21 protein-coding genes are annotated in these 23074 nt (G+C 43.6%); 10 read left to right on the top strand and 11 right to left on the bottom strand.

Annotated features, from left to right (window positions below; genetic code table 11):
* Nucleotides 1-19: 19 nt before the first annotated feature.
* A complete protein-coding gene (locus BN1765_RS05995) occupies nt 20-688 on the bottom strand; it encodes an FHA domain-containing protein (RefSeq protein WP_050614253.1) in 669 nt (222 codons plus the stop codon).
* Between the two features lie 576 nt (nt 689-1264).
* Here BN1765_RS05995 and BN1765_RS06005 point away from each other — a divergent pair.
* From BN1765_RS06005 to BN1765_RS06020, 4 genes are all read left to right on the top strand, one after another.
* Nucleotides 1265-3352 (top strand): peptidoglycan D,D-transpeptidase FtsI family protein, encoded by a 2088-nt coding sequence (locus tag BN1765_RS06005; protein WP_050614255.1) that lies wholly within the window; start codon nt 1265-1267, stop codon nt 3350-3352.
* A 517-nt stretch (nt 3353-3869) separates the two neighbouring features.
* Nucleotides 3870-4865 carry an ABC transporter substrate-binding protein gene (locus BN1765_RS06010; RefSeq protein ID WP_050614256.1) on the top strand — a complete coding sequence of 332 codons (996 nt, stop codon included), beginning with the start codon at nt 3870-3872 and terminating at the stop codon, nt 4863-4865.
* A 121-nt stretch (nt 4866-4986) separates the two neighbouring features.
* A complete protein-coding gene (locus tag BN1765_RS06015; RefSeq protein ID WP_050614257.1) occupies nt 4987-6018 on the top strand; it encodes an ABC transporter permease in 1032 nt (343 codons plus the stop codon).
* Nucleotides 5993-6787 carry an ABC transporter ATP-binding protein gene (locus tag BN1765_RS06020; RefSeq protein ID WP_050614258.1) on the top strand — a complete coding sequence of 265 codons (795 nt, stop codon included), beginning with the start codon at nt 5993-5995 and terminating at the stop codon, nt 6785-6787. Before BN1765_RS06015 ends, BN1765_RS06020 begins: the two co-directional genes overlap by 26 nt.
* Before the next feature lie 38 nt (nt 6788-6825).
* Here BN1765_RS06020 and BN1765_RS06025 read toward each other — a convergent pair whose 3' ends face one another.
* Nucleotides 6826-7410 (bottom strand): SCO family protein, encoded by a 585-nt coding sequence (locus tag BN1765_RS06025; RefSeq protein ID WP_050614259.1) that lies wholly within the window; start codon nt 7408-7410, stop codon nt 6826-6828.
* Nucleotides 7411-7721: 311 nt separating this feature from the next.
* On the opposite strand from BN1765_RS06025, the gene BN1765_RS06030 reads away from it, so the two are divergent.
* Entirely contained in the window at nt 7722-8993 is a 1272-nt protein-coding gene (locus BN1765_RS06030; RefSeq protein WP_050614260.1) for a M48 family metallopeptidase, read from the top strand.
* A 75-nt stretch (nt 8994-9068) separates the two neighbouring features.
* Here the strand turns inward: BN1765_RS06030 and BN1765_RS06035 are convergent, their stop codons facing one another.
* Nucleotides 9069-9308, bottom strand: coding sequence for an IDEAL domain-containing protein (locus tag BN1765_RS06035; protein ID WP_050614261.1), 240 nt, complete (start codon nt 9306-9308; stop codon nt 9069-9071).
* Between the two features lie 198 nt (nt 9309-9506).
* Between BN1765_RS06035 and BN1765_RS06040 the strand changes: the two genes are divergently transcribed.
* Nucleotides 9507-10013, top strand: coding sequence for a competence protein ComK (locus tag BN1765_RS06040; protein WP_187119426.1), 507 nt, complete (start codon nt 9507-9509; stop codon nt 10011-10013).
* Between the two features lie 10 nt (nt 10014-10023).
* On the opposite strand, the gene BN1765_RS06045 is transcribed toward BN1765_RS06040, so the two are convergent.
* On the bottom strand, nt 10024-10383 hold the full coding sequence (locus BN1765_RS06045; RefSeq protein ID WP_050614263.1) for a YhjD family protein: 360 nt from the start codon (nt 10381-10383) through the stop codon (nt 10024-10026).
* A gap of 313 nt (nt 10384-10696) precedes the next feature.
* Between BN1765_RS06045 and BN1765_RS06050 the strand changes: the two genes are divergently transcribed.
* The 4 genes from BN1765_RS06050 to addA all read left to right on the top strand — a co-directional run bounded on the left by BN1765_RS06050 (nt 10697) and on the right by addA (nt 19276).
* Nucleotides 10697-11329 (top strand): TVP38/TMEM64 family protein, encoded by a 633-nt coding sequence (locus tag BN1765_RS06050; RefSeq protein ID WP_050614264.1) that lies wholly within the window; start codon nt 10697-10699, stop codon nt 11327-11329.
* Nucleotide 11330: 1 nt separating this feature from the next.
* A complete protein-coding gene (lepB, locus tag BN1765_RS06055; RefSeq protein WP_050614265.1) occupies nt 11331-11900 on the top strand; it encodes a signal peptidase I in 570 nt (189 codons plus the stop codon).
* A 136-nt stretch (nt 11901-12036) separates the two neighbouring features.
* Complete coding sequence (addB, locus tag BN1765_RS06060) at nt 12037-15546, top strand: helicase-exonuclease AddAB subunit AddB (protein WP_050614266.1); 3510 nt, start codon at nt 12037-12039, stop codon at nt 15544-15546.
* Nucleotides 15539-19276 carry a helicase-exonuclease AddAB subunit AddA gene (gene addA / locus BN1765_RS06065; protein WP_050614267.1) on the top strand — a complete coding sequence of 1246 codons (3738 nt, stop codon included), beginning with the start codon at nt 15539-15541 and terminating at the stop codon, nt 19274-19276. Before addB ends, addA begins: the two co-directional genes overlap by 8 nt.
* Before the next feature lie 264 nt (nt 19277-19540).
* On the opposite strand, the gene BN1765_RS06070 is transcribed toward addA, so the two are convergent.
* From BN1765_RS06070 to BN1765_RS06100, 7 genes are all read right to left on the bottom strand, one after another.
* Entirely contained in the window at nt 19541-19759 is a 219-nt protein-coding gene (locus tag BN1765_RS06070; RefSeq protein WP_050614268.1) for a spore germination protein, read from the bottom strand.
* 16 nt (nt 19760-19775) lie between these two features.
* On the bottom strand, nt 19776-20168 hold the full coding sequence (locus BN1765_RS06075) for a spore germination protein GerPE (protein ID WP_050614269.1): 393 nt from the start codon (nt 20166-20168) through the stop codon (nt 19776-19778).
* 6 nt (nt 20169-20174) lie between these two features.
* Nucleotides 20175-20354, bottom strand: coding sequence for a hypothetical protein (locus BN1765_RS06080; RefSeq protein WP_050614270.1), 180 nt, complete (start codon nt 20352-20354; stop codon nt 20175-20177).
* Nucleotides 20355-20963, bottom strand: coding sequence for a spore germination protein GerPC (gene gerPC, locus BN1765_RS06085; RefSeq protein WP_050614271.1), 609 nt, complete (start codon nt 20961-20963; stop codon nt 20355-20357). It abuts the gene before it with no gap.
* Nucleotides 20964-21034: 71 nt separating this feature from the next.
* Nucleotides 21035-21229, bottom strand: a complete 195-nt coding sequence (locus BN1765_RS06090) for a spore germination protein GerPB (protein ID WP_050614272.1) — start codon at nt 21227-21229, stop codon at nt 21035-21037.
* A gap of 23 nt (nt 21230-21252) precedes the next feature.
* Nucleotides 21253-21474 (bottom strand): spore germination protein, encoded by a 222-nt coding sequence (locus BN1765_RS06095; RefSeq protein ID WP_050614273.1) that lies wholly within the window; start codon nt 21472-21474, stop codon nt 21253-21255.
* Nucleotides 21475-21668: 194 nt separating this feature from the next.
* Nucleotides 21669-22838: an ROK family transcriptional regulator gene (locus BN1765_RS06100; protein WP_050616688.1), complete on the bottom strand. Its 1170-nt coding sequence runs from the start codon at nt 22836-22838 to the stop codon at nt 21669-21671.
* Nucleotides 22839-23074 lie beyond the last annotated feature (236 nt).

Consider the following 23074-nt stretch of genomic DNA (forward strand, 5'->3'; position numbering starts at 1 on the left):
CTAAGGAATGGTGTAGCCCTCATTTTCGTATTCTTTCCAGATAGTAGCCTTTATGTGGGACGGCTTTGATGGTGAAATGGCTTTTGATTCTTTTGCGAACACGGTAGATAAGCGATGTGAGTTCTTCGTCACTGACAAAAGAATATGGGGTATCCAACCTTTCTTCCCAGGCAAACCTCATTATTTCCTCTTTCGGGACGACTTCATTCAATCGGGAGTATAAGAGCTTGAAACATAGATATTCCTTGGCGGGCATTTTAATATGCTGGCCGGCGATATAGAGTGTCTGCATACTGTCATATAACGTTATATCTTTCTCTCTCAATAAATCGTCCAGGTTCAGTTCACGCGTGACCTGGTCATCCCTCTCAATCTGACATTCAATCAATCCATTCACCAGAGTTAGTTGGTCAGCTTCATTGAATGGTATCGGTTGCATAGGGGGCAGCTTGACGCCATTAAGCTCTGTTCCATGCTTGCTTTCCAAATCGGTTATATAAAGCACTCCTTCTAAAAAGGCCAACTTGCAGTGAGCTCTGGAAACAAAGTCATTGTATATAGTGAAATCCGCTTTAGAATGCAGACTTGCCCTGCCAATGAGAATGGATTGCCCATCATGAATGTATGTATATTTTCCTCTGTGTTCAGCATAGAAAGATTTCAGCATAAGTTTAAACGGTTCGATCAACTGCCGAACACCTCCTATATTTTTAATTTTCTGATACTTGTTATTTACATATCATTTGCATTACATGGTTAGCTTGGTGTTTCAATTTTATAATTATAGAATAATAGATTAATAGATGCCAATCATTTGAAATAGATAAAAAAGTATCCCCATCAGGAAATGGAGAAGGCATATGAATGAGATAGGGGGGGTTATGCTAGTTATTGAAGTCCTATTAGGTTTTTATAGCGAAGATGGATATCCTCGCCAAGCCTGAGCCTGAGTGTTTAATGAATAAACCAATTCTTTTTGAAGGAAGACTCGGAATTATTTACATTGCCCAAGAAGCCATTGGAAGTGGGGGGCATGCCTAAACAGGCAGCCATATACATTAACAGTCTAATTAGATTTGAAAGGAGTTTCAGTATGTTTAAGAAAAACGTCAGTGCGTTCAGTGGGATCGCCTTCATTTGCTGCTCTATGTTATACATCATTATGCCCCAGCCCTTGACGATTTTTTTCTACTGTGTTGTAGGAATAATCTTTCTGGTTTCTTTATTGGTTTTTTGAGGAACCCGTATAGGAGTGTAGATAGGAATGAAGGCAAAAGAACGTAAAAAACAGAAAAAAACCAGTTCGAATAGGCTCAATATCATGTTTTTTATGATTTTCCTCCTTTTTGTGGCTCTGATTATGCGTTTGGGATATGTCCAAATTTTATCCGGCGATTACTATAAGAATCAAGTGAACCAGACCGAAAAGAAAACGGTCAAAACATCGGTTCCCCGCGGTCGCATTATGGACAAAAACTATCGCATGATTGTTGATAATGAAGGAGTCAATAGCATTGTTTATATTCAGGGTGAACGTGATTCACCAAAGAAAATGCTCAAAACCGCCCAAAAACTTTCCCGCTACATAACGCTTGAGACTGACAAGATAACGGAAAGGGATATGAAAGATTATTGGATGCTGCTTCATCCCAAAAAAGCAGCCGCTAAGCTTAATAAAAACGAATTGCAAAATGAGAAGTTAGAACAGGAAGATCTGTACCATCTGCAGCTGGAGAGAATAACAAAAGCCGATTTAGATTCCATTACAGCGGCAGAACTGAAGGTATTGGCCATTTTCCGGGAGATGAAGAAAGGATATGCCTTTACACCCCAGCCAATAAAAGATAAAGGTGTTACATCGGCAGAAATCGCAACAGTAAGTGAAGTGCTGGACGATTTGCCGGGTGTGGATATTGTCATTGACTGGAAACGGAAATACCCGTATAAAGATACATTCGCGTCGGTATTGGGGAGAGTTACTACATCTGAAACGGGGCTGCCCCTAGAAAAGCTCAGTTATTACTTGGCACGGGGTTATAGCCGCAATGACCGTGTAGGAACAAGCCAGCTTGAAATGAAATACGAAGACGTCCTTCAAGGCGTAAAGCCAGTGAATGAAGTCGTCACAAATAATGCCGGAGAGATTATCGACAGCAAGTCGGTCAAGGAAGGCCAGCAAGGTGACGACCTGGTCTTGACGACAGATATAGAGCTACAGAAGAAAGTGGAAGATGTCCTGACTAAAGAGTTGATCCGGGCCAAAAGCAGCGGCGGAGGCAAATTTATGGATAAAGCTTTTGTGGTCATGATGAATCCGATGACCGGAGAAATATTAAGCATGGCCGGCAAGCAGATTACAAGGGAAAATGGAAAATTAAAGGTTAAGGACTATGCGCTGGGAACCATCAATTCGGCTTATGAGATGGGCTCTGTGGTAAAAGGGGCAACGGTACTGACTGGCTATCATTCCGGAAAAATTAGTCCTTATACAACTATGCTGGATGCACCGATCCAATTGAGAGGCACTCATGTAAAGAAATCCGTCAGCTCAATGGGATGGGTCAATGAAATAGATGCCTTAAAGCGATCATCCAATGTTTATATGTTCAAGTTGGCGATGAAAATGCTTGGAAGAGAGTATCATCCTAATATGAAATTGCCAAATCGGTCTGAAGCCTTCGATGAAATGCGCTATCATTTTAGCCAGTTTGGACTTGGGGAGAAAACGGGTATCGATTTGCCAAATGAATCAACGGGTGTGAAAAACCGTGCCGAAACACCCGGCCTGCTGCTCGACTTTGCCATCGGGCAATATGATACGTATACGCCGATGCAGCTGACTCAATATGTATCGACCATCGCCAATGGGGGCTATCGTGTGCAACCTCATCTTGTGAAAGAAATTCGCAGGCCTTCCACTACCGATCGCCATCAATCATCGTTAATCCGTTCTTTTAAACCGGTGTACCTCAATAAAATCGATAATAAAGACAATGAAATCGCCAATGTCCAGGAAGGCTTTCGCCGTGTATACCAGGAGCAGGGAGGGACGGCTTTCAAGTATTTCGGCCACGAGCCATACCGCCAGTACCATATAGCCGGAAAAACTGGAACGGCGCAGTCCTTCTACTACGATCCGGTCAAACACAAAACCGACCTAAGCGAACCGACCTATAACCTGACACTCGTCGGCTATGCACCCTATGAACATCCGGAGGTAGCTTTCTCTGTTGTCGTGCCTTCTATGAGGAGCGATAACGACCCGATTAATAAATTGATTGGCCAGGGAATCATCAAAGCTTATTTCGATTTAAAAAATGGCGTTAAAGACAATTTGGAAAAAGAAGAATAAAAGTAGCAGCCTTTCGTTCAGGGAGGCTTTTTATCATTCATGCCAAATCAACATCAAAGCTTCTTCGCCTATGAAATTTCTGGAAGAATGTAAAAAAGAGCTCGCCTCTCGCTGATGGATGTCGATTTCTCTTGATGAAAAAGGGAAGGAATGTAGAAAGAGCTTGTGGAATACTTTTGTAAAGACAAGTAAAAAAGGAGGTAGGAAAATCCAAAAAGAAAGCGCTTTCCGTTATCTGAAGTACACTTAAACGTACAGAAAGATCGAAAAGAGATTGAATTTTTTGAAAAAACAGATATAATTTAGTGCATAAAAGCATAAAAGCAAATTGGCTTTATTTATCCCGCCATTCTAACTGGCGCTGAGACTCAAAGATATGTGAAGGCGAAGAAGTGCAAGCAGGTCATCAAGCATCAGTAAGAAATTGATTGTATCAACTAAGACGATCGGAGATGAATGAAAACCGTCGCCAATTAAAATTTCACTTTATTGGAGCGGAAACTAAGGGGGAAATCAAATGGGAAAAGCAAGGTGGACAATGGCAGCAGGTGTGCTGTCAATTTTATTATTGGCCGGCTGCAGTTCGAAGACGAATGATGATGTAAAGGGCGGAAATGACTCTAAGGATCAAACATATACGATCGGATTTACGCAATTTGTGGAGCATCCGTCCCTTGATGAGGCAAGCAAAGGGTTTAAGAAAGCAATCAAAGATAAAGGCCTCAAAGTAAAATATGATGATCAGAATGCACAGGGCGATCAGAATAACACAGCTACAATCGCCAATAATTTTGTGTCGCAAAAAGTTGATTTGATTTTTGCAAATGCGACTCCAAGTGCGTTGGCTGCTTTGAATGCGACAAAGGATATTCCGATTATATTTACATCGGTCACTGATCCTGTCAGTACCAAATTGGTAAAATCGATGGAGAAACCTGGCGGGAATATTACGGGAACATCTGACACCCATCCGGAGGCTATTCCGAGCACAGTGGCTTTCATTGCCGATGAAATGAAAGCTAAGCGGGTGGGGACCATCTATAATTCCGGCGAGCAAAATTCGCTTGTCCAAATTAAGGAGATGAAAAAAGCGGCAAAAGAAAAAGGAGTGAAAGTTGTCGAATCATCTGTTTCTACATCATCTGAAGTGAAGCAGGCTGCCGAGTCCTTAGCAGGCAAAGTGGATGCCATCTATATCATAACCGATAACACAGTCGTGCAAGCTCTCGAATCAGTCATTATGGTAGCCAAGGACAAAAAATTGCCTTTATTCGCAGGTGAATTGGATTCCGTAAAGCGCGGTGCTTTCGCTGCATATGGATTCAGTTACTATGATATCGGTTATCAGGCTGGCGAAATGGCGGCTTCTATCTTGAAAGACGGTAAAAAAGCAGAGGATATCCCAGCGGAATACCCAAAAAAATTGCATTTCTCCATCAACGAAAAAGCGGCTGAAGAAATGGGTGTGACCGTGAAAGATGAATGGAAGGAAAAAGCAGAGCTCGTCAAATAGAGGGACTTGCTATAGCAAGGAGAAGAGCTGATATGCTGGCGCAGGCAGGAAGAATGATCTGATATTGCGTCGGCTTTCTTTTTTAGCAGCCTTTGGATTTTGTAGAGAGAGGAAGAGGCGTATGGCGGGAGCTATTTTTAATGCAATAGAAGCAGGGGTAATATATGCCATTATGGCGTTAGGAGTCTATTTATCATTCCGAATCCTTGATTTTCCTGATCTGACGGTTGACGGAAGCTTTGTGACAGGTGCAGGGACAGCGGCAATTATGATTGTAAATGGGCATAATCCGATTATAGCGACGATTGTGGCTGCCTGTGCCGGTTTTTTGGCTGGCTCCATAACGGGCATTCTTCATACGAAGGGGAAAATTAATCCATTGTTATCCGGAATTCTCATGATGATCGCACTGTACTCAATTAACTTGAGGATTATGGGCCGTTCGAATGTCCCGTTATTGACGGAAGATACTGTCATCTCCAAAATCCGCGATTCCTGGAATTCATCTTCATTAAACGGTGCTGTTGGTTCGCTGTTGGACAGCGCCGGACTGCAGGGAATTCTTCCGTCAAGCTGGGGCGTTTTACTGTCGATGCTTGTGGTTACCTTGCTGATTAAGTGTGTCATCGATGCCTTCCTAAAAACGGAAGTCGGCCTTGCGATTCGGGCAACAGGGGACAATGAAAATATGATCCACAGTTTTTCGGCCAATACAAGCAATATGAAAATCCTCGGTCTCGGAATTTCAAATGGATTGGTCGCTTTATCGGGAGCGCTCATCGCCCAATATGGAGGATTCAGTGATGTAGGTATGGGAATCGGAATGATTGTCATCGGCCTGGCGTCCGTCATAATTGGGGAAGCAGTCTTCGGCAGCCGTTCTATTATGAGAGCTACGTTTGCGGTTGTAGGCGGGGCTATCATCTACCGTATTGTCGTTACGCTCGCCATGCAGGCTAACTTCCTGGATACGGGGGACATGAAGCTGATTACAGCCATTATCGTCATCATCGCCTTGATTTTGCCGAAAATCATCGATAAGCAGAAAGAACGCAATCGGAAACAGAAGCGCCTAAAAGAATTACATTTGAAGAGTGATATGGGCAGCACTACTGGAGGTGATCATATTGCTACAATTAAAGCAGATCTATAAAGTATTCAATGAAGGCACGCCTGATGAAAAAATGGCGTTGTCGCACATTGATCTTCATTTGTCCAAGGGTGACTTTGTGACTGTCATTGGCAGCAATGGGGCCGGGAAATCGACATTAATGAATATGGTTTCCGGCAAACTCAAACCTGACATCGGGCAAATCATGATTGACGGAAAAAATGTCACATCGCTGCAGGAGCATAAGCGTGCCCGGCAAATCGGCCGTGTTTTTCAGGATCCGATGGCCGGAACGGCTCCGGCTATGACGATAGAAGAGAATTTAGCTATTGCTTATGGGCGGACAGCTACAAGGAATCTTAAATGGGGAGTCACTAAAAAAAGGAAGGAATTATTCCGCGAGAAGCTTGAATCGTTGAACCTTGGCCTGGAAAACAGGCTGAATGCCAAGGTGGGGCTGCTTTCCGGGGGAGAGAGGCAAGCATTATCTTTATTGATGGCGACATTCACTGAACCCAAAATTCTTTTGCTTGATGAACATACAGCCGCCCTGGATCCTTCGCGTGCCGAGCTGGTCACCCGGTTGACGAAGGATATTGTAAAAGAGTATGGGTTAACAACTTTGATGGTTACCCATAATATGCAGCAGGCCCTCGATCTAGGCAATCGATTGATTCTGATGGACAAAGGCCAGATTATTTTTATGAGTGACGAGGAACAGAAAAAACAATTAACGATTGAAAAGTTGTTGAGTGAATTTCAAAGAATCCGTGGAGAGCAAATGGCAAGCGACCGCGCCATGCTCGTTTGAAAAAGAACATCCTGATCGGGATGTTCTTTTTCAAAGCTTTAAATAGCACGCATGATTTTTTTATACACTTTTTTTTGATTAAAGTCTTTTTCTCCCATGCCAAATACCTCGATGACACGATTATTTGCATCCAATAAGTAGGTCGCGCTGGAATGGACAAATTGTCCGGTTCCCGGATCGCGGTATTGGAAATTCAGATGGTCAGCTAGACTTTGGACATCCTTTTTCTCTCCGCTCAATAGATACCAGCCTTTGCTTTTGTTTATTTCAAACGTTTGGGCATACCGGTCGAGGACTTCTTTTGTATCCCGGTCCGGATCAAAGGATACGGTTAAAAATTCAACTTTGCTGCCGAACACGCCCTCTTTTTCAAGGCGGTCGCGAAGCTGCTTCATCTGAAAGGTGGTATTAGGGCAAATATCAGGGCATTGCGTATACATAAATTCAATCAGCCGGACTTTGGGTGTTAAATGACGATATGTATAGGGATCGCCCCATTGTGTCTGTAATACTGCATCCTTGGGAAATTCCATTTTTGATTGCCGGTATTCAGTGAAATAATAAATGCCTGAGCCAATCCCGGCCACTAATAAAAGGGTAAATATGATATATAGTTTCTTCATGCCGATGCCTCTTTTCTTCACTGTGATCATCGAGGGAGCCATGTACAATAAGGCGTGCGCCTATTGGTGACGTTTTATAAGGAAATGGCCTCCTCGTAATCATACATCAACAATTATTGGTAATGAATGAGTAGAAAGGAAAAATATTGAATAATATATGAACAATCGCGATTGATTGTTTATCGGCCTGTTTCCTTAATAGCTGGTTCTAATTTGTCCCATCTTACATTACATTAATAAGGGGCTTGTATGACAGCATTAAGAATTGCCTTCGCCATAATGGAGGCTATTAGTGCAGGAGGAGGTTGAGTATGTCACGAAAAGTAATGAAGTGGGCAGGTATATATGTGATATTTGCGCTCGCTGTTTATCTGTATATCTTTGTGTTTAGCGATCCATCCATACCCGGGCAATATAAAGGGACAAGCGCGGATCCCATTACATTTATGAATGAAAGGCAGCTCTTATTGAGTGAGGAGTATTCCAAGGTAAAGAACTTTTTGTTCTTTTTGAATACGCCGTTTGAATGGCTGTTGTATATCGTTATACTGACAGTGGGCTTATCGGGGAAAATGGCGAAGACTGCCGCTTCGATGAGCAGATTATCCATTATTCAGAATGCCGTTTATGTATTTTATCTTTCGCTCATCTCATATGCTGCTTCTTTTCCTTTTCAGTATCTTAGCTATTATTTGTCGAAAAAATATAATATCTCCAATGAATCCTTTGCTATGTGGATGAAAGATGGTTTGATTGATTTTTGGGTTTCTTTCTTGATTACGACTTTGATCGTTTGCACGCTTTATTACTTAATCAGGAAAAGCCCTAAGCGCTGGTGGTTTTACTTATGGTTGCTGTCGATTCCCTTTATGCTGTTCTTTATGTTCATTAAACCTGTGGTGATTGATCCTCTATACAACGATTTTTACCCGCTAAAGGATAAGCAATTGGAAAACAAAATCCTTCACTTGGCGAAGAAGGCCAATATTCCTGCTGAGCATGTGTTTGAAGTGGACATGGCAACGAAAACAAATACAATGAACGCCTATGTGACAGGAATAGGATCTAATTCAAGGATTGTGTTGTGGGACACCACACTTCAGAAGTTGAGCGACGATGAAATTTTATTTATTATGGCGCATGAGATGGGCCATTATGTAAAAAAACATATTTATTATGGGATTGCTATGTATGTAGCAGCAGGTTTTGCCGGTTTATGGCTCACCGCGAAATGGATGGAATGGCTGGTCAGAAGGAAAGGGATGGAATGGCATATCCCTTCTATGGGGAGCTTAAGTTCTCTGCCTGTATTCCTTTGTATAGTATCTATTTTGAGTTTCCTTTCGAGTCCGGTCTCAAACGCTATATCGCGCTATGAGGAAAAAAGTGCCGATCAATATGCAATCGAAATGGTGAGGGATCCGGATTCCGCTATTCGTACTTTTCAGGAATTGTCGAAGTCTTCACTGTCGCAAGTGAACCCGCCCGTATTGGTGAAGCTATTTCGCTATACACACCCATCCATGCTGGAGCGGATATCCATGTTGGAAAGCTACGGAAAAACCAATAAACATTTGGAATAAGCAAAAGGCCCGTGTCTAAAGACAGCGGGCTTTTTTTAGCAGAAGCGGACTATAATGGGCGGAAAGGCTATGGCCTTATGCACCAAATTTTTTATTCAATTGAATTAATTCCTGGCAGTATGTTGAGAAGAGGGTATGATCTCTGTGGTCGAGAGCATCGTCAATTTTTTGTAGCAGTTTTTCTTTCTGTGCTTTCAGAAGTGCTTCCTGAAGAATCATATCGACATAGAGTTCCAGCATGAATGTGTCAGTTGCGGCTTGTTTGTTCTTTGAAGTAGCTTTCATCATTTCTGTATAAGACTGTTCATTATTCATGAAGCATCACCCCTAAACCTTTTTATAATTATATAGAATTTTCAGAATTTTATCAACCAAAAACTTTTATACCGAAAAAAAACAGGCGGTTTAGAGGATAATCATAAATTAATTTAGAATTTTCTGTGAAAAATACTGTACAGGGAGAAAAATATGGTATTTTATTCCTATAAACTTTAATGAGAAAGGATGAGGGGTATGTTGAATGTGGTGGAGGAATATGAAATCAATCCTTTTACATTGTGGATTGAACCTGTCTGGATTGAGGGCTTTATGTACTCGCGTATCGTAGAAGTAGAGGAAGAGATCATGGTAAAGGCAAAACCGATTGATATCATTAAAAAGAGCTGTGAATATTTCGGAAGCGATTACAATGGCAGAAGGAAGGGCACGAGATATTTAACGGGCTATACGCATAAAGCTCCGATTGAAATTGAAAAATCGTTTTCTCTATATATGTTCCCGACGACTTCTCCGGACAGGGATAATTGCATTTGGATCGCTCTTTCAAATATTAAACAGTACATGAAAGATGGCCCTTTCTGTACAAGGGTTGTTTATAGGAATAAAAAACAGATATGCCTCTCCATGTCATTCAGCGCTTTTGAAACCCAGTTTGCCAGAACAGCAATCCTTAAGAATAAGCTTGAACAGAATGTAATGGAAACGAAGCGCAGATATGCTTTGGCCGATCAGGAAACGTAGGGCAACATGGCTATTGCAGGCGCCCGAAAAGATAATGCTTCAATAGCTCTTCTACCTTATTGCGTATTCTTGGATTAAAATAATTATGATGTTCTTCGTATCCTTTATAAAAAAAGGCATACATCGTAAAAGCATCATCCCGTTTCATTTCATTCACCCGGATGTTTTGCTGCCTCAAAAAATGTTTGACGTCCCTTAATTCGTGCTGTACGTATACAATTGTTTGTTCAACCCATTCTATATAAGGGTTCCTTAATTTGAACGGCCCTTTCTCAAAAATGGAAAGATCGCGCTGGAGAATGATCAGCACCATGGGCAAATAGATAGCCTGCTCAATTTTGTCGCGATCTTCCGCCGGTATACGTGTCATGCTAATCCCTCCTGCAACCAATCAATCACCTTATAGAACATACGTTCCTTTTTATCATATAGGATTATAGGCTTGATATCAAGTCGTCTTTTGTCTCTACTTTTCGCTATTATCCCCTTAAAAATGAAAATATTTCCTTGCTGGGCTTTTTCGCGTACATGATTGGCATGGGTGGAAAAAAGGGTATAGAAAAAATTAATGGAAAAGAAAACATAGTCTTTTTTTTATATGAAAAAAAGGTAATATAAATAATATACGTACATATTTGAAACGTTATCGTACTACTAGAATATGTTTGAGTAAGGAGCATTATATGGATGCAGAGACGTTAAAAACATTTTTTACAACAGAACATATACTCGAATTAATTCAACAGTATAAAGAATTCGGCATATTCCCGGGGATCCTCCTGCCACTAGTTGAAGCCTTTCTTCCATTCCTTCCTCTGGTCGTCTTTGTGATTGCGAATACGAATGCATTTGGGTTATGGATTGGTTTCCTGATTACATGGATTGGTTCAACGGTTGGGGCCATATTGGTTTTCCTGATTATCCGGAGATATGGCCATACTAAATTTCTTGCATTCTTTAAAAGGAATAAGCAAGTTAAGAAATTAACTAAATGGCTGGATGTACATGGGTTCGGCCCTATCTTCATTATGCTGTGCTTTCCCTTTACCCCTTCAGCGGTTGTAAACATTGTGGCCGGTTTGTCGCGGATCAGTACGCTTAAATATATGTTTGCTGTGGCAGCGGGGAAGCTTGTTATGATTTTCACCATCAGTTACGTCGGGAGCGATATCACATCGCTGATTACAAAACCGTACCGTACGGCTATTGTTTTAGTGATTATTTTTATTCTGTGGTATGTTGGAAAGAGAATTGAACTAAGCTTAAATAGGGATATAGAATCAAAAATTAAAAAGAGACAGAGAGAAAAGGGATAGCATGGAGCAATTACAATCCACGGAAGGTGCCAAAAAGGCAGCAATACAATGGCTGATAGCAGCCATATGGGGTTTGTTGCTCATTGCTTGTATACGGGCATTCCTCTTTTCAAGCTATGATGTGGATGGCATCTCGATGCAACCGTCTTTAAATGATACAGACAAGTTGATTGTGAATAAAATCAGCTATGAATTCAACCCTATCAAGCGGTTTGATATCATTGTATTTACAGGTGATTCTAAAAAAAATTATGTAAAGCGGGTAATAGGCTTGCCGGGGGATCGGATTGTTTATAAAGATGATCGCCTTTTGGTAAATGGGGAGTATTACCAGGAACCGTATTTGAAAGGATTGCCTGAACCGTTGTTAGGCCAAAAGGAAACAGGCGATTTTTCGTTGGAGGATTTTACAGGCGAAAAAAAGGTCCCGGAGGATATGTTGTTTGTCATGGGAGATAATCGTCTGAATAGTTTGGATAGCAGGCATTTTGGTTTTATCAAAAAAGAAAAAGTGGTTGGGAAAGTGGTGGCCAGGTATTGGCCAATCGACGAATTGAAAGTTGGATTTTGATTGTTGGCAGCTCGGGGCATGAGCTGCCTTTTTGAGTTTTAGGGAAATGCTGGATAACAGCAGTTGCCATTAAAGGTATAAGGGCCAAAAATGATATAATAAATACATCGTTTTACCCTGAAAGGAGTTGTGTCTTTTGTCACTGCGTTTTGTGTTAGGGCGTTCCGGAAGCGGAAAAACAACTTATATGATCAATGATATTAGACAAAAGCTGTACGATCAGCCTGGCCGGAAACCATTATTGTATCTGGTCCCTGATCAAATGACATTCTTATCGGAATACAATTTGGCGGGAACACCCGGGCTAAAAGGAACGATAGCAGCGCAGGTTTTCAGTTTCCCGCGGTTGGCCCTTCGGGTGCTGCAGGAAACCGGGGGCATGAGCAGGCTGCATCTAAGCTCTGCAGGCATTAATATGATGATCACTAAGATCATTGAAGAGAAGAAGGATGAACTTAGGCTTTTCCAACGTTCCGCATCCAAAGCGGGATTCACAGCTTCCATGGAACAGATGCTGATTGAATTGAAGCGGTACTGCATTTCCCCGGAAGATATGGGAAACTTGCTGAAGGAAAGAATGGAGCAGGAAACCGAACAGAGCCTGAAAGATAAATGGCATGACCTTCAGATTATATACAGTGAATTCGAACAAGCCTTGATAGGCAAATATATAGATTCAGAGGATTATCTGACTCTGCTTGCAGAGAAGATACCGCACTCGGCTTATCTGCAGGATGCCGAGATTTATATCGACGGTTTTTACAGTATGACACCGCAGGAATTACAAGTAGTGAATGGGCTGATGAAGCATTGTCGCAAGGTGACCATTGCACTTACGATGGATCGCCCGTTCAGGCAGGGCCCGCCTGATGAATTCTATCTTTTCGCAATGAGCGCGCGCCTGTATGATCAGCTATACCAACATGCACGCCAACTGGATGTTGAGATAGAAGAAGACTTAGTATTCTCGCAAATCCGGCGTTTCAAGCAATCCCCAAGCCTTGCACATCTGGAGTATTACTATAATAAGAGACCGGCGCATTCGTTTGAAGGAAAGAGTGATATCACTTTGTCGATGGCCGTCAATCGCCGCGCAGAAATAGAAGGCGTCGCCCGCGACATTATTTCCCAAGTTAGAGGAGGGCATTGCAGATGGAGAGATATTGCTATACTTGTCCGCAACGGCCATGATTACAGCGACCTCATAACAACTGTCTTCAGTGATTATCGCATTCCTGTCTTTATTGACAGCAAGGAGACAATGCTTCATCATCCACTGATCGAACTAATCCGTTCCTCGCTTGAAACCATAAATACCCATTGGCGATATGAACCGGTCTTCCGGGCGATAAAAACGGATATGCTTTATCCATTGGAAAGTGATCTGAAGGATATGAGGCTGCGCGTCGACCAATTGGAGAACTATGTACTTTCGCGGGGAGTGAAAGGGAATCGTTGGACGGATAAAGAGAGATGGAGATACCGCAGATTCCGCGGTCTTGAATTGGAACAGAAAGGGCAGACCGATCAAGAACGGGCGATTGAGCAATCATTGAATGAACTGAAGGAACTTTTTGCCGCGCCACTTGCCCTTTTGGAGAAAAGATGCAAAAAAGCCAAGACGGGCCAGGATTATGCACAGGCATTATATTTGTTTCTCGAAGAATCAAAAATCCCTGAGAAATTGGAAGCACTTGAACTGGCTGCGGAAGAGAAGGGCGATTTACTGAGCGCTAGGCGGCATGACCAAGCATGGAAATCAGTAATAGAACTATTGGATCAGTTTGTGGAGACGCTGGGCAGCACTTCTCTGAGCCTTAAACAGTTCATTACCATTTTGGATGCCGGCCTCCAAGCGCTGGAGTTTTCCCAAGTTCCGCCGGCAATCGACCAAGTCATGGTCGCCAATATGGATTTATCGCGCCTGACAGATGTCCATATTGCTTTTGTGATCGGTTTGAATGAAGGGGTCCTGCCGATGAAAGTCAGTGAAGAAGGCATTCTTTCTGATAAGGACAGACAATCCCTTTCATCTTTAGGAATTGAACTGGCGCCGGATTCCACGCGGCGGCTCTTGGATGAGGAATTCACCGCCTACAGGGCTTTCACCACTCCTTCAAAGAAATTGTTCCTCAGCTACCCGCTGGGCGATGAGGAAGGTGGAAGTTTATTGCCATCACCGTATGTGCAAAGGATTAAAGATGTAATTCCTTCTCTGAAGGAACAATCCTACCAAAACGAGCCGAGCGGGGAAAGCGAAGAACAGCAGCTTGCGTACATGCCGAATGAAAATGTCGCCCTGTCCTATTTATCCGCTGTGCTTCAGCAGAAAACCCGCGGTTATAAAGTTGAAAACGTGTGGTACAGCCTCTATAACCAGTTGATCCAATCGGACATCTATTCAGAAGCGGCCAAAAAAGTGTTGGGCAGCCTTTTTTATGAAAATATTGCCCAGCCGCTTTCTGAAGAAACCTCTAAGCAACTGTACGGCAAACGCATGAAGGCAAGCGTTTCAAGGATGGAGAAATACAATGCTTGCGCTTTTTCCCATTTTGCATCGCATGGGCTGAAGCTGCAGGAGCGCAAAGTCTTCCGTCTGGAAGCCCCTGATATTGGCGAAATGTTCCATGGGGCATTAAAAATCATATCGGATGCTTTATTGGAGAAGAAGCGGTCATGGGCTTCACTGACAAAAGAGGAATGCAAAAAATATGCAAATGGGGCAGTCGAACAGCTGGCTCCTAAACTGCAAAATCAAATCCTGCTCAGTACGAACCGGCATTTCTATATCAAACGCAAACTTGAAAATGTCATCAGCAGAGCAAGCATGGTCTTGAGCGAGCAAGCCCGGCACAGCGGCTTTGAACCGATTAAACTCGAATTGGATTTTGGATTTGGGAGTACCGGCAGCCTGCCGCCTTTGACATTCAGATTGGCAAATGGCACAGAGATGGAATTGATCGGCAGGATCGACCGAGTGGATAAAGCGCAAATAGACCAGCAAACGTATCTTCGCATCATTGATTACAAATCAAGCAGCAAGGATATCAATTTGGATGAGGTATATTACGGCCTGGCTCTTCAGATGCTTACCTATATCGACGTGATTATCCTCCATGCGCAAAAACTGATCGGGACTTCCGCCCATCCGGCAGGCATGCTTTACTTCCATATGCATAACCCGATCATCAAAGCGAACGAGATGCTGAGCGGGGATGTCATCGAAGAAGAAATCTTTAAGCAATTTAAGATGAAAGGTCTGTTGCTTGGAGACCAAGATGTATTGAATATGATGGACCATGACTTGGTCAAGGGAGAAAAAAGCTCTTCTAATGTCATTTCAATGAGCTATTTGAAGGATGGTTCCTTTGCGAAAAATGCGCCAGTGGCGAGTGAACAGGATATGAACCGGCTTCGCGGGCATATCCATCATGTCTATGAGCAGGCAGGCAATGAAATCATGGATGGCAATACCATCATTAACCCATACAAACTAAAAGACCGCATACCGTGCACCTTCTGTCCGTATAAGAGTGTGTGCATGTTTGACAATGCATTGAAAGAAAACCAGTACCGCATTCTGCCGCCAAAGAAACCGGAAGAAGTAATGCAGTGTATCAAAGATGAGGAGGACAAGCATGAATAAAAGCCAAATCCCTGCTATGCCGCCTGAACAAACCTGGACAGAAAATCAATGGAAAGCCATTTGGGCTGAAGGGCAGGATATATTGGTGGCAGCGGCGGCCGGTTCGGGAAAGACGGCTGTCCTTGTCAACCGTATTATCAATAAGATTATTTCAAAGGAAATAAATGTCGATGAATTGTTGGTAGTGACCTTTACGAATGCAGCAGCGGCAGAAATGAGGCACCGGATTGCGGAGGCGCTTGATAAAGAAATTAAGAAACATCATGAATCGCAACATCTGCGCAGACAGCTCAGTCTATTAAACAAGGCTTCTATATCGACATTGCATTCATTTTGTTTGGATGTCATCCGTACCTATTACTACGAAATTGATATTGATCCGGGCTTCCGGATTGCAGACAGTACGGAAGCGGAGCTGCTGAAGGATGAAGTATTGGATGACTTGCTGGAAGAGCAGTATGCCATCGAAAACAATGAAGCTTTCTTCAGGCTGGTAGATGCTTTCAGCAGTGACCGGAATGATATTGAGCTGCAGAATATCATTCGTACACTGGATGATTTCTCAAGCTCCCATCCTTATCCGAATGATTGGCTTGACGGCATGGTGGATATGTATGAAGTGCAGGATGGGACAAACGTCGATGATTTGCCGTTTTTCCCAGCTTTGCAGTTTTATATCAATCTGCAGTTGGCGCAAGCCCGGGATTGTCTGGAGAGAGCGATGGAACTGACAAAATTGCCGGACGGCCCGGCGCCAAGGGCGGAAACCTTCATCAAGGATCTGGCTCTCTTGGAGACGTTAGAACAAGCCTCCCGGCAATCTTGGAATGCGCTCTATGAAGCTATGTCGGCGATCAAGTTTTCTACCATGAAATCTGTGAAAGGGGATGAATACAACCCTGAATTGACAGAGCAGTCAAAGGATTTAAGAAAGCAGGCCAAGGATGCAATCGAAGGTCTGAAGAAAGAATTATTTGTCCGCAATCCGGAAAGCTATCTTCACGATATGAAGGAACTGAGGGGCTATGTATCGATGCTTTCGGAATTAGTGAAAGCTTTCAAGGCAAAATATGCAGCCGAGAAACGGGAAAAGGGATTGGTCGATTTCTCAGACCTTGAACATTATTGTCTGCGTATCTTGACGGCAGAAGACGAAACCGGAACATTGGTGCCATCACATGTGGCCCTTGCCTATCAGAAGCAATTCCAGGAAGTGCTTGTGGATGAATACCAGGATGTAAACCTAGTGCAGGAAACTATTCTTAACCTCGTAAGCAAAAATGGCGGCGAGGGCAATCGTTTCATGGTTGGGGACGTGAAGCAGTCGATCTATCGATTCCGGTTGGCTGAGCCCAATCTGTTCCTTGCGAAGCATACCAGCTATCGCCACGATGGCTCGGGGGGAGGCCTTCGCATTGATCTGAACCGGAATTTCCGAAGCCGGAAGGAAGTGCTGGATGGCACAAACTATCTCTTTAAACAGCTGATGGGTGTGCGAGTCGGTGAGATCATCTATGATGAGGATGCTGAATTAAAGCTAGGGGCTCCTTATCCGACAGGGGAAACCTATCCGATTGAAGTAATGTATATCGACCAAGACGGTGCAGCCGCAGGCACTAATGGATCGCCTAATTCTGGGGAGGACGAAGAAGAGCTTGCCAAAGCCCAGTTGGAAGCGAGGTTGCTTGCCCGCTCTATTAAAGAGATGATTCATGAAAAGAGAAAAATCACGGATCCGAAAACAGGAATGGAACGGGTGATTACTTATCGCGATATTGTTATTTTGATGAGGTCGATGACATGGGCCCCAGAAGTTATGGAAGAGTTCAAGAAGCAAGGTATACCTGTATACGGCAACCTGTCATCCGGTTATTTTGAAGCGACAGAAGTAGCCATCATGATGTCGCTTTTGAAAGTCATCGATAACCCGCTTCAGGATATTCCCCTTGCATCTGTACTGAGATCACCGATTGTCGGACTGGATGAGGAACAGATGGCCAAGGTGCGCGTTTGCGGTAAAGGGGATTCTTATTTTGAGGCTCTCCAAGCTTTCTGCAAACAAGGGGATCAAGAAAACCATAAAGACTTTTACGGTAAGGTCCACCACTTCTACAACCAGTTGAACGATTGGCGCGAAATGGCAAGGCAGCATTCTCTATCAGATCTGATCTGGCAGCTGTACAGAGATACGAAGTATTATGACTACGTCGGGGGCATGCCAGGCGGGAAACAGCGGCAAGCCAATCTTCGCGCCCTTTTCGACAGGGCACGCCAGTATGAAGAAAGTTCCTTCCGCGGGTTGTTCCGTTTCTTGCGCTTCATTGAACGTATGCAAGACCGGGGCGGAGATTTAGGGGCAGCGCGAGCATTAAGCGAGCAAGAAGATGTTGTCCGTATTATGACGATCCATTCCAGCAAAGGGCTTGAATTTCCGGTTGTGTTTGTTGCCGGCATCTCAAGGCAGTTCAATATGATGGATTTGCGGAAAAGCTATCTCTTGGATAAGGAATATGGCTTTGCGTGCAAGTACACCAACCCTGAGCTACGTATCACTTATCCGTCATTGCCGCAAATCGCTTTTAAACGGAAGAAGCAATTGGAATTGATAGCAGAGGAAATGCGCGTCCTGTATGTCGCTTTGACGAGGGCAAAAGAAAAATTGATCCTAGTCGGCAGCTTGAAGGACAGAGATAAAACCTTGAAGAATTGGCGGAATGCACAGAGCCATGGAGAATGGCAGCTGATGGACTATCTGCGTGCATCGGCGAAAAGCTACAGCGACTGGATCGGCCCCGCTCTTGCCCGCCATCAGCAAAACAGCGATTTTTACGGGGGCGGCGCTGAACGCCATGTACCGGCTGACATTATCGAACATCCATCTTGCTGGAAAATGAGTCTGGTAGACGCTGCCGGCCTTCGGAAGGCAGATGAGGAAGAGGCTGTAGAGCAAGACGCAATGGCATACATTCAAACATTCCAGCCAGTGCCAGTCGACTCCCCATACAGCGAGGAGATCGCCAAACAATTGGCATGGAAATATGAACGTGAGTCAGCAGTGGTCAACTTATCAAAACAAACAGTCACAGAGCTGAAACGGCAAGTTGAAATCCAGGAAAGGGGAAATGCCTTACAGGTAGTGAAACCGCGGAAGAAGATTTATGAGCGTCCTGCCTTCATGCAAGCGAAGAAAATGACAGCCGCTGAACGCGGAACCTTTACCCATTTGGTTATGCAGCAAGTGGATGTAAGAAAAGAAGTAACTGAAGAAAGCATTTCTACTCTTATTCTCGATCTTGTCCAGCGTGAATATATGACTGCTGAACAGGCGGAAGGAATACGGGTGGCTGAAATTGCCCGCTTTTTCCAGACGGATGTGGCGAAACGGATGAAGAACAGCGACCATATTGAGCGAGAGGTGCCATTCAGTTTGATGATCCCTGCCCATGAAGCGTACAGTGATTGGGATGGCCCTGACGAGCTTGTTATGGTGCAGGGAATCATTGATTGCCTGTTTACCGATGCCGAGGGAACGGTTCTGCTGGATTATAAGACAGACCGGATCAAGGATCGTTTCCCGGGAGGATTCGAGCAGGCAAAGCCCATCCTTGAGAAACGATATGCTGTTCAGATACAACTTTATTCACGGGCTGTCGAAGAAATCCTCGGCATCTCGCTGAGCAGCCGTTATCTGTACTTTTTTGATGACGGCGGCCATTTGTTGGAACTATAAAGTGGAACTTTGATTGATAGGAGTATTTCATATATTCCCACAAAATCATTAGTTGAGATTGATCCTTCCACTTACATTGCTTGATCTTGAATCTCATTCTAAGCGGGAGTCTTAGCGACAATGAGAAAGCAATATAGACAGTCAGGGAATGGCTGGGCTTATTAGGGCCTGGTCATCCCTTTTTTTTATGCCTTTTCTTATAACTGTCTCTCTTATCAAGAGTCGAACAAATGGCAAAAGGAGCATCCGCATGGGTAGCTCCTTTTAATTATTGCCAACAATAGGCTGATCGACAACGTTAGCATCTAGTACATTAGTGGCGCTTAGCCCACTATTCGTAATAATAAAGACACCTGTATTGGTGGTGCCGGAACCAGCGGCTGTTTTACTGGAGGATTTCGGGGAGTAGACAAACGCATCGCCGAATTGGATGCTGCCTCCTGTCACCGATCCTACTTGAATGGGGCCCACTATAGCCGGCATGCATAATCATCTCCTTTTAGCCTTGCTGTTCAACCGGATTATAGGATGGCGGCAACCTTCGGATATTCAGAATCCGTGTAGCGGTTCGTGCATGGCGGACGTTTCCTACATGAACAATCGAGCAGGAAGCCATCCCTACCACTTGCAGCAAATCGACGTTAATGCGTAGGCATTTATTATTGGTGATCATATGGATGGGTTCGAAAATGACAGGAAGTGGGGACCGGTAACGGAAAACCGAATAGTTTTCGAATTGATCAGGGTCATCCTCCAGGTAACTAGTATCCTGTTGAACAGCTAATGCTTGGGACGAGGCGTCGATATAGCTGGTATCGCCGATTTGCATAATGGAGCTAAGGCCGATATTGACAATTTTGAGTTGCCTGACATGGCTGGAACGGCTTAGCATATTGGCCTATGCCTTTGGCGCTAAAGGAACCAACGGCCCGATGATGAGCGATTCTGGCGGAGTATCAAAAGCGGAAGAAAGCTGTATCGTTTGGGCATCTCCGACCAACAGCAACGAGGAGCTGGCAACCGCAATCACTTTAACCTTGCTTACGCAAAGGTTTTCGTTTGTAACTTGGTATTCCATCTAGACCATTCCTTTCGTGCCTTCATGGATATTCATTAAAAATACGCGTACTGCCTGCTCGATATCGCTTTTTATCTGTTCAATGATCCGCTCCTTATAATCTTCCCTTTGGCTATCCAGCATCTGCGGAGAAGAGTGGTTCAGATAATAGGATATACGGCTATTCAGCTGTTTGAGCAAATCGTCTTGAATGAATTGATTATATTCTCCGTGGAAGCTGCGGCCCATTTCGAGTTCTGTAGATGAGATGATAGAAGGTAGTTCGTTTTCTATAAAAACAGTGATTTCTCCGGCTATTTCTTCGGTGAGTTTTTCGCGCAATTGTGGCGAATAGGGCACAGGGAAAGGCTTCCCATTGGCGCTTATTTCTTCTATTTCATGCTGGAGATCATAAGGGTTGATGCCAATATTCAATGTGCCGTCCAGCTTTTCGATTTTGAGCTGGTCGAATTTATATTCAATCTTATCAATATGGATGGGAGCGGGGGCATTGGATCTTTGCTGCAAATCTTTCAATTTTTTTAATTCAGCTTCTAATGCCTGGATTCTATTTGCCTGGTTCTCTAAGTATTTTTTCATTTCGGCCGCATACGAGTATAGATCATTCATCGATAACATCTCCTCTTGGAGTGGTATATGCTTAAGCACAGTCTATGCAAAAGGCATAATTGGGTGAATGCCTACTGTTCGCTCCTTTTGGTAACAGCTCCATCACTTGGAAGGGCCGGTGCTTCTTCTGTAAATTGGCCTGTATTGGACAGAGTACTGAGAGATTTGATAATACCGGCACTGCCAATCTGAAAAATAGAAGAGTTTGTAATGCTGCCGATGCGGATGCTGTGGATCTGGATGGTTTGGGTAATATAATAATTCATTGTATATCCTCCTGCTCCCGCCCTTATAGATTGAACAGAATAGGTTGATCGATGTTTTCATTATCGCTAGTGGTCTGGCGGCTTCTGTTATTGGATACGGAGATACGTTCGCCTGTATTGAATGAACCTGCCCCTGCGTAGGTTTTAGAGGTGGAAATCGGCGCTATTTTATAAACATCCCCAACATGGAACACTCCGCTGGTCCCTATATTGATCAACTGGATTGCTCCGACAAATGCAGGCATTCAATCACCTCCGCCTTGGTGTATTCTTTACTATGCTATGCCGGGGACTTGGGCTTTGTGATTGCCGAATTTAGGACGATGAGGGATCATTTGCATGCCTGGGTGCAATGAAGAGAGGTTTTGATTGCAATCAGCAACGGTGAATGCTGCTGATTGCTGGAGACTTTCATAATAGGTGGTTTGATTCTTGTTGATCAGACTAAAGCTATCTGCTCCCGGGATTTTAAGAAATGGTCGATTGTCTGGGCTGAAACACCGCGTGCGGCGGAGTGGAAGCCAAGTTCTGCGAATGTTATTTTTATATGGCCTTCATCAAACTTTATATTATGCGTTTCTATGTAGTCATTGATAGGGCCGATCAACCATTTTTTTGCGCTAGCCAATTGATTGCCGATAATAACTTCTTCCGGATTGAATGTATTGATGATATTAAGTATACCGATACCAAGATATTTACCTAAGGTGGTGAATACATGTTTTATTTGCTCGTTTTCTTCGGCGATTTTCACTAAATAGTCAAGATTTACTTTCTCATTTGCGCCTAATATTGCTTGAGCCTGGTTTAATAAGGCTTTTTCTGAGGCATACAGCTCCCAGCAGCCATTATTCCCGCAGCGGCAGGGTTTCCCGTTCAGTTCGATCGTCATGTGGCCGATCTCGCCTGAAAACCCTCGGCTGCCGCGATATAGCTCATTGTCGAAAATAATGCCCCCGCCAATGCCAACACCGGCACTGACATAAACGACATTGGTATAATTTTTTCCTGCTCCGTATTTCTTTTCGCCATATGCGCCTGCATTTGCTTCATTTTCCAGAAGGACTGGTACTTGGAATGCTTCTTGGATGCGATCTTTTATATTGCTATTTTCCCAACCTAGGTTTGGCGCAAGAATGATGGTTTCTTCTTTGTTGAGAATACCTGGAATGCCGATGCCAATCCCGACGATGCCGTAGGGGCTTTGAGGGGCTGAGCTGATGAGGGAGTGAATCATGTTGATGATTGCTTCTACACATTCGTCTTCATTGCGGGTATCCATTTCTTCTTTCTGTTCTTGGATGATCTGGCCCTTTAAGTCAGTCAGAATGCCCAATATGTAATTAACGCCTAAATCAATGCCGACAGAATAACCGGCTTTTTCGTTGAAAAGGAGAATGACAGGTCTTCGTCCACCGCTTGATTCTCCCGGGCCGGATTCCAAACAAATCTTTTCTTCAATCAATTCGCCGACTAATGTTGAAACCGTCCCTTTTGTCAATCCTAGCTGCGTGGCAAGATCAGCTCTTGATATAGGGGCTTGGTTAATGACTGTATGAAGAATTTTTTGTTTGTTTTTTATCTTTATTTTTTGTTGATTCCATTTCATCCTTTTAAGCTTCATCCCTTTCTTCGTTATTCAGAGATCTTTCTTCCTCCTTATTTATACCATATTAAAAAGGATTAGAGAAACTTTGTATATTCACTGGACAAACTAAGTATCTTTTTATAAAATAAAAACAAGCCTTTTTGGAAACGTTTTCATAGAAAGGCGCATATCATTGCTTTTTAAGGGGATGGGAAATGGATCAGCATAACGGCCAGAACCACATGAGATTCATGGAG

The organism is Bacillus testis, assembly GCF_001243895.1.
GTDB lineage: Bacteria > Bacillota > Bacilli > Bacillales > DSM-1321 > Bacillus_AD > Bacillus_AD testis.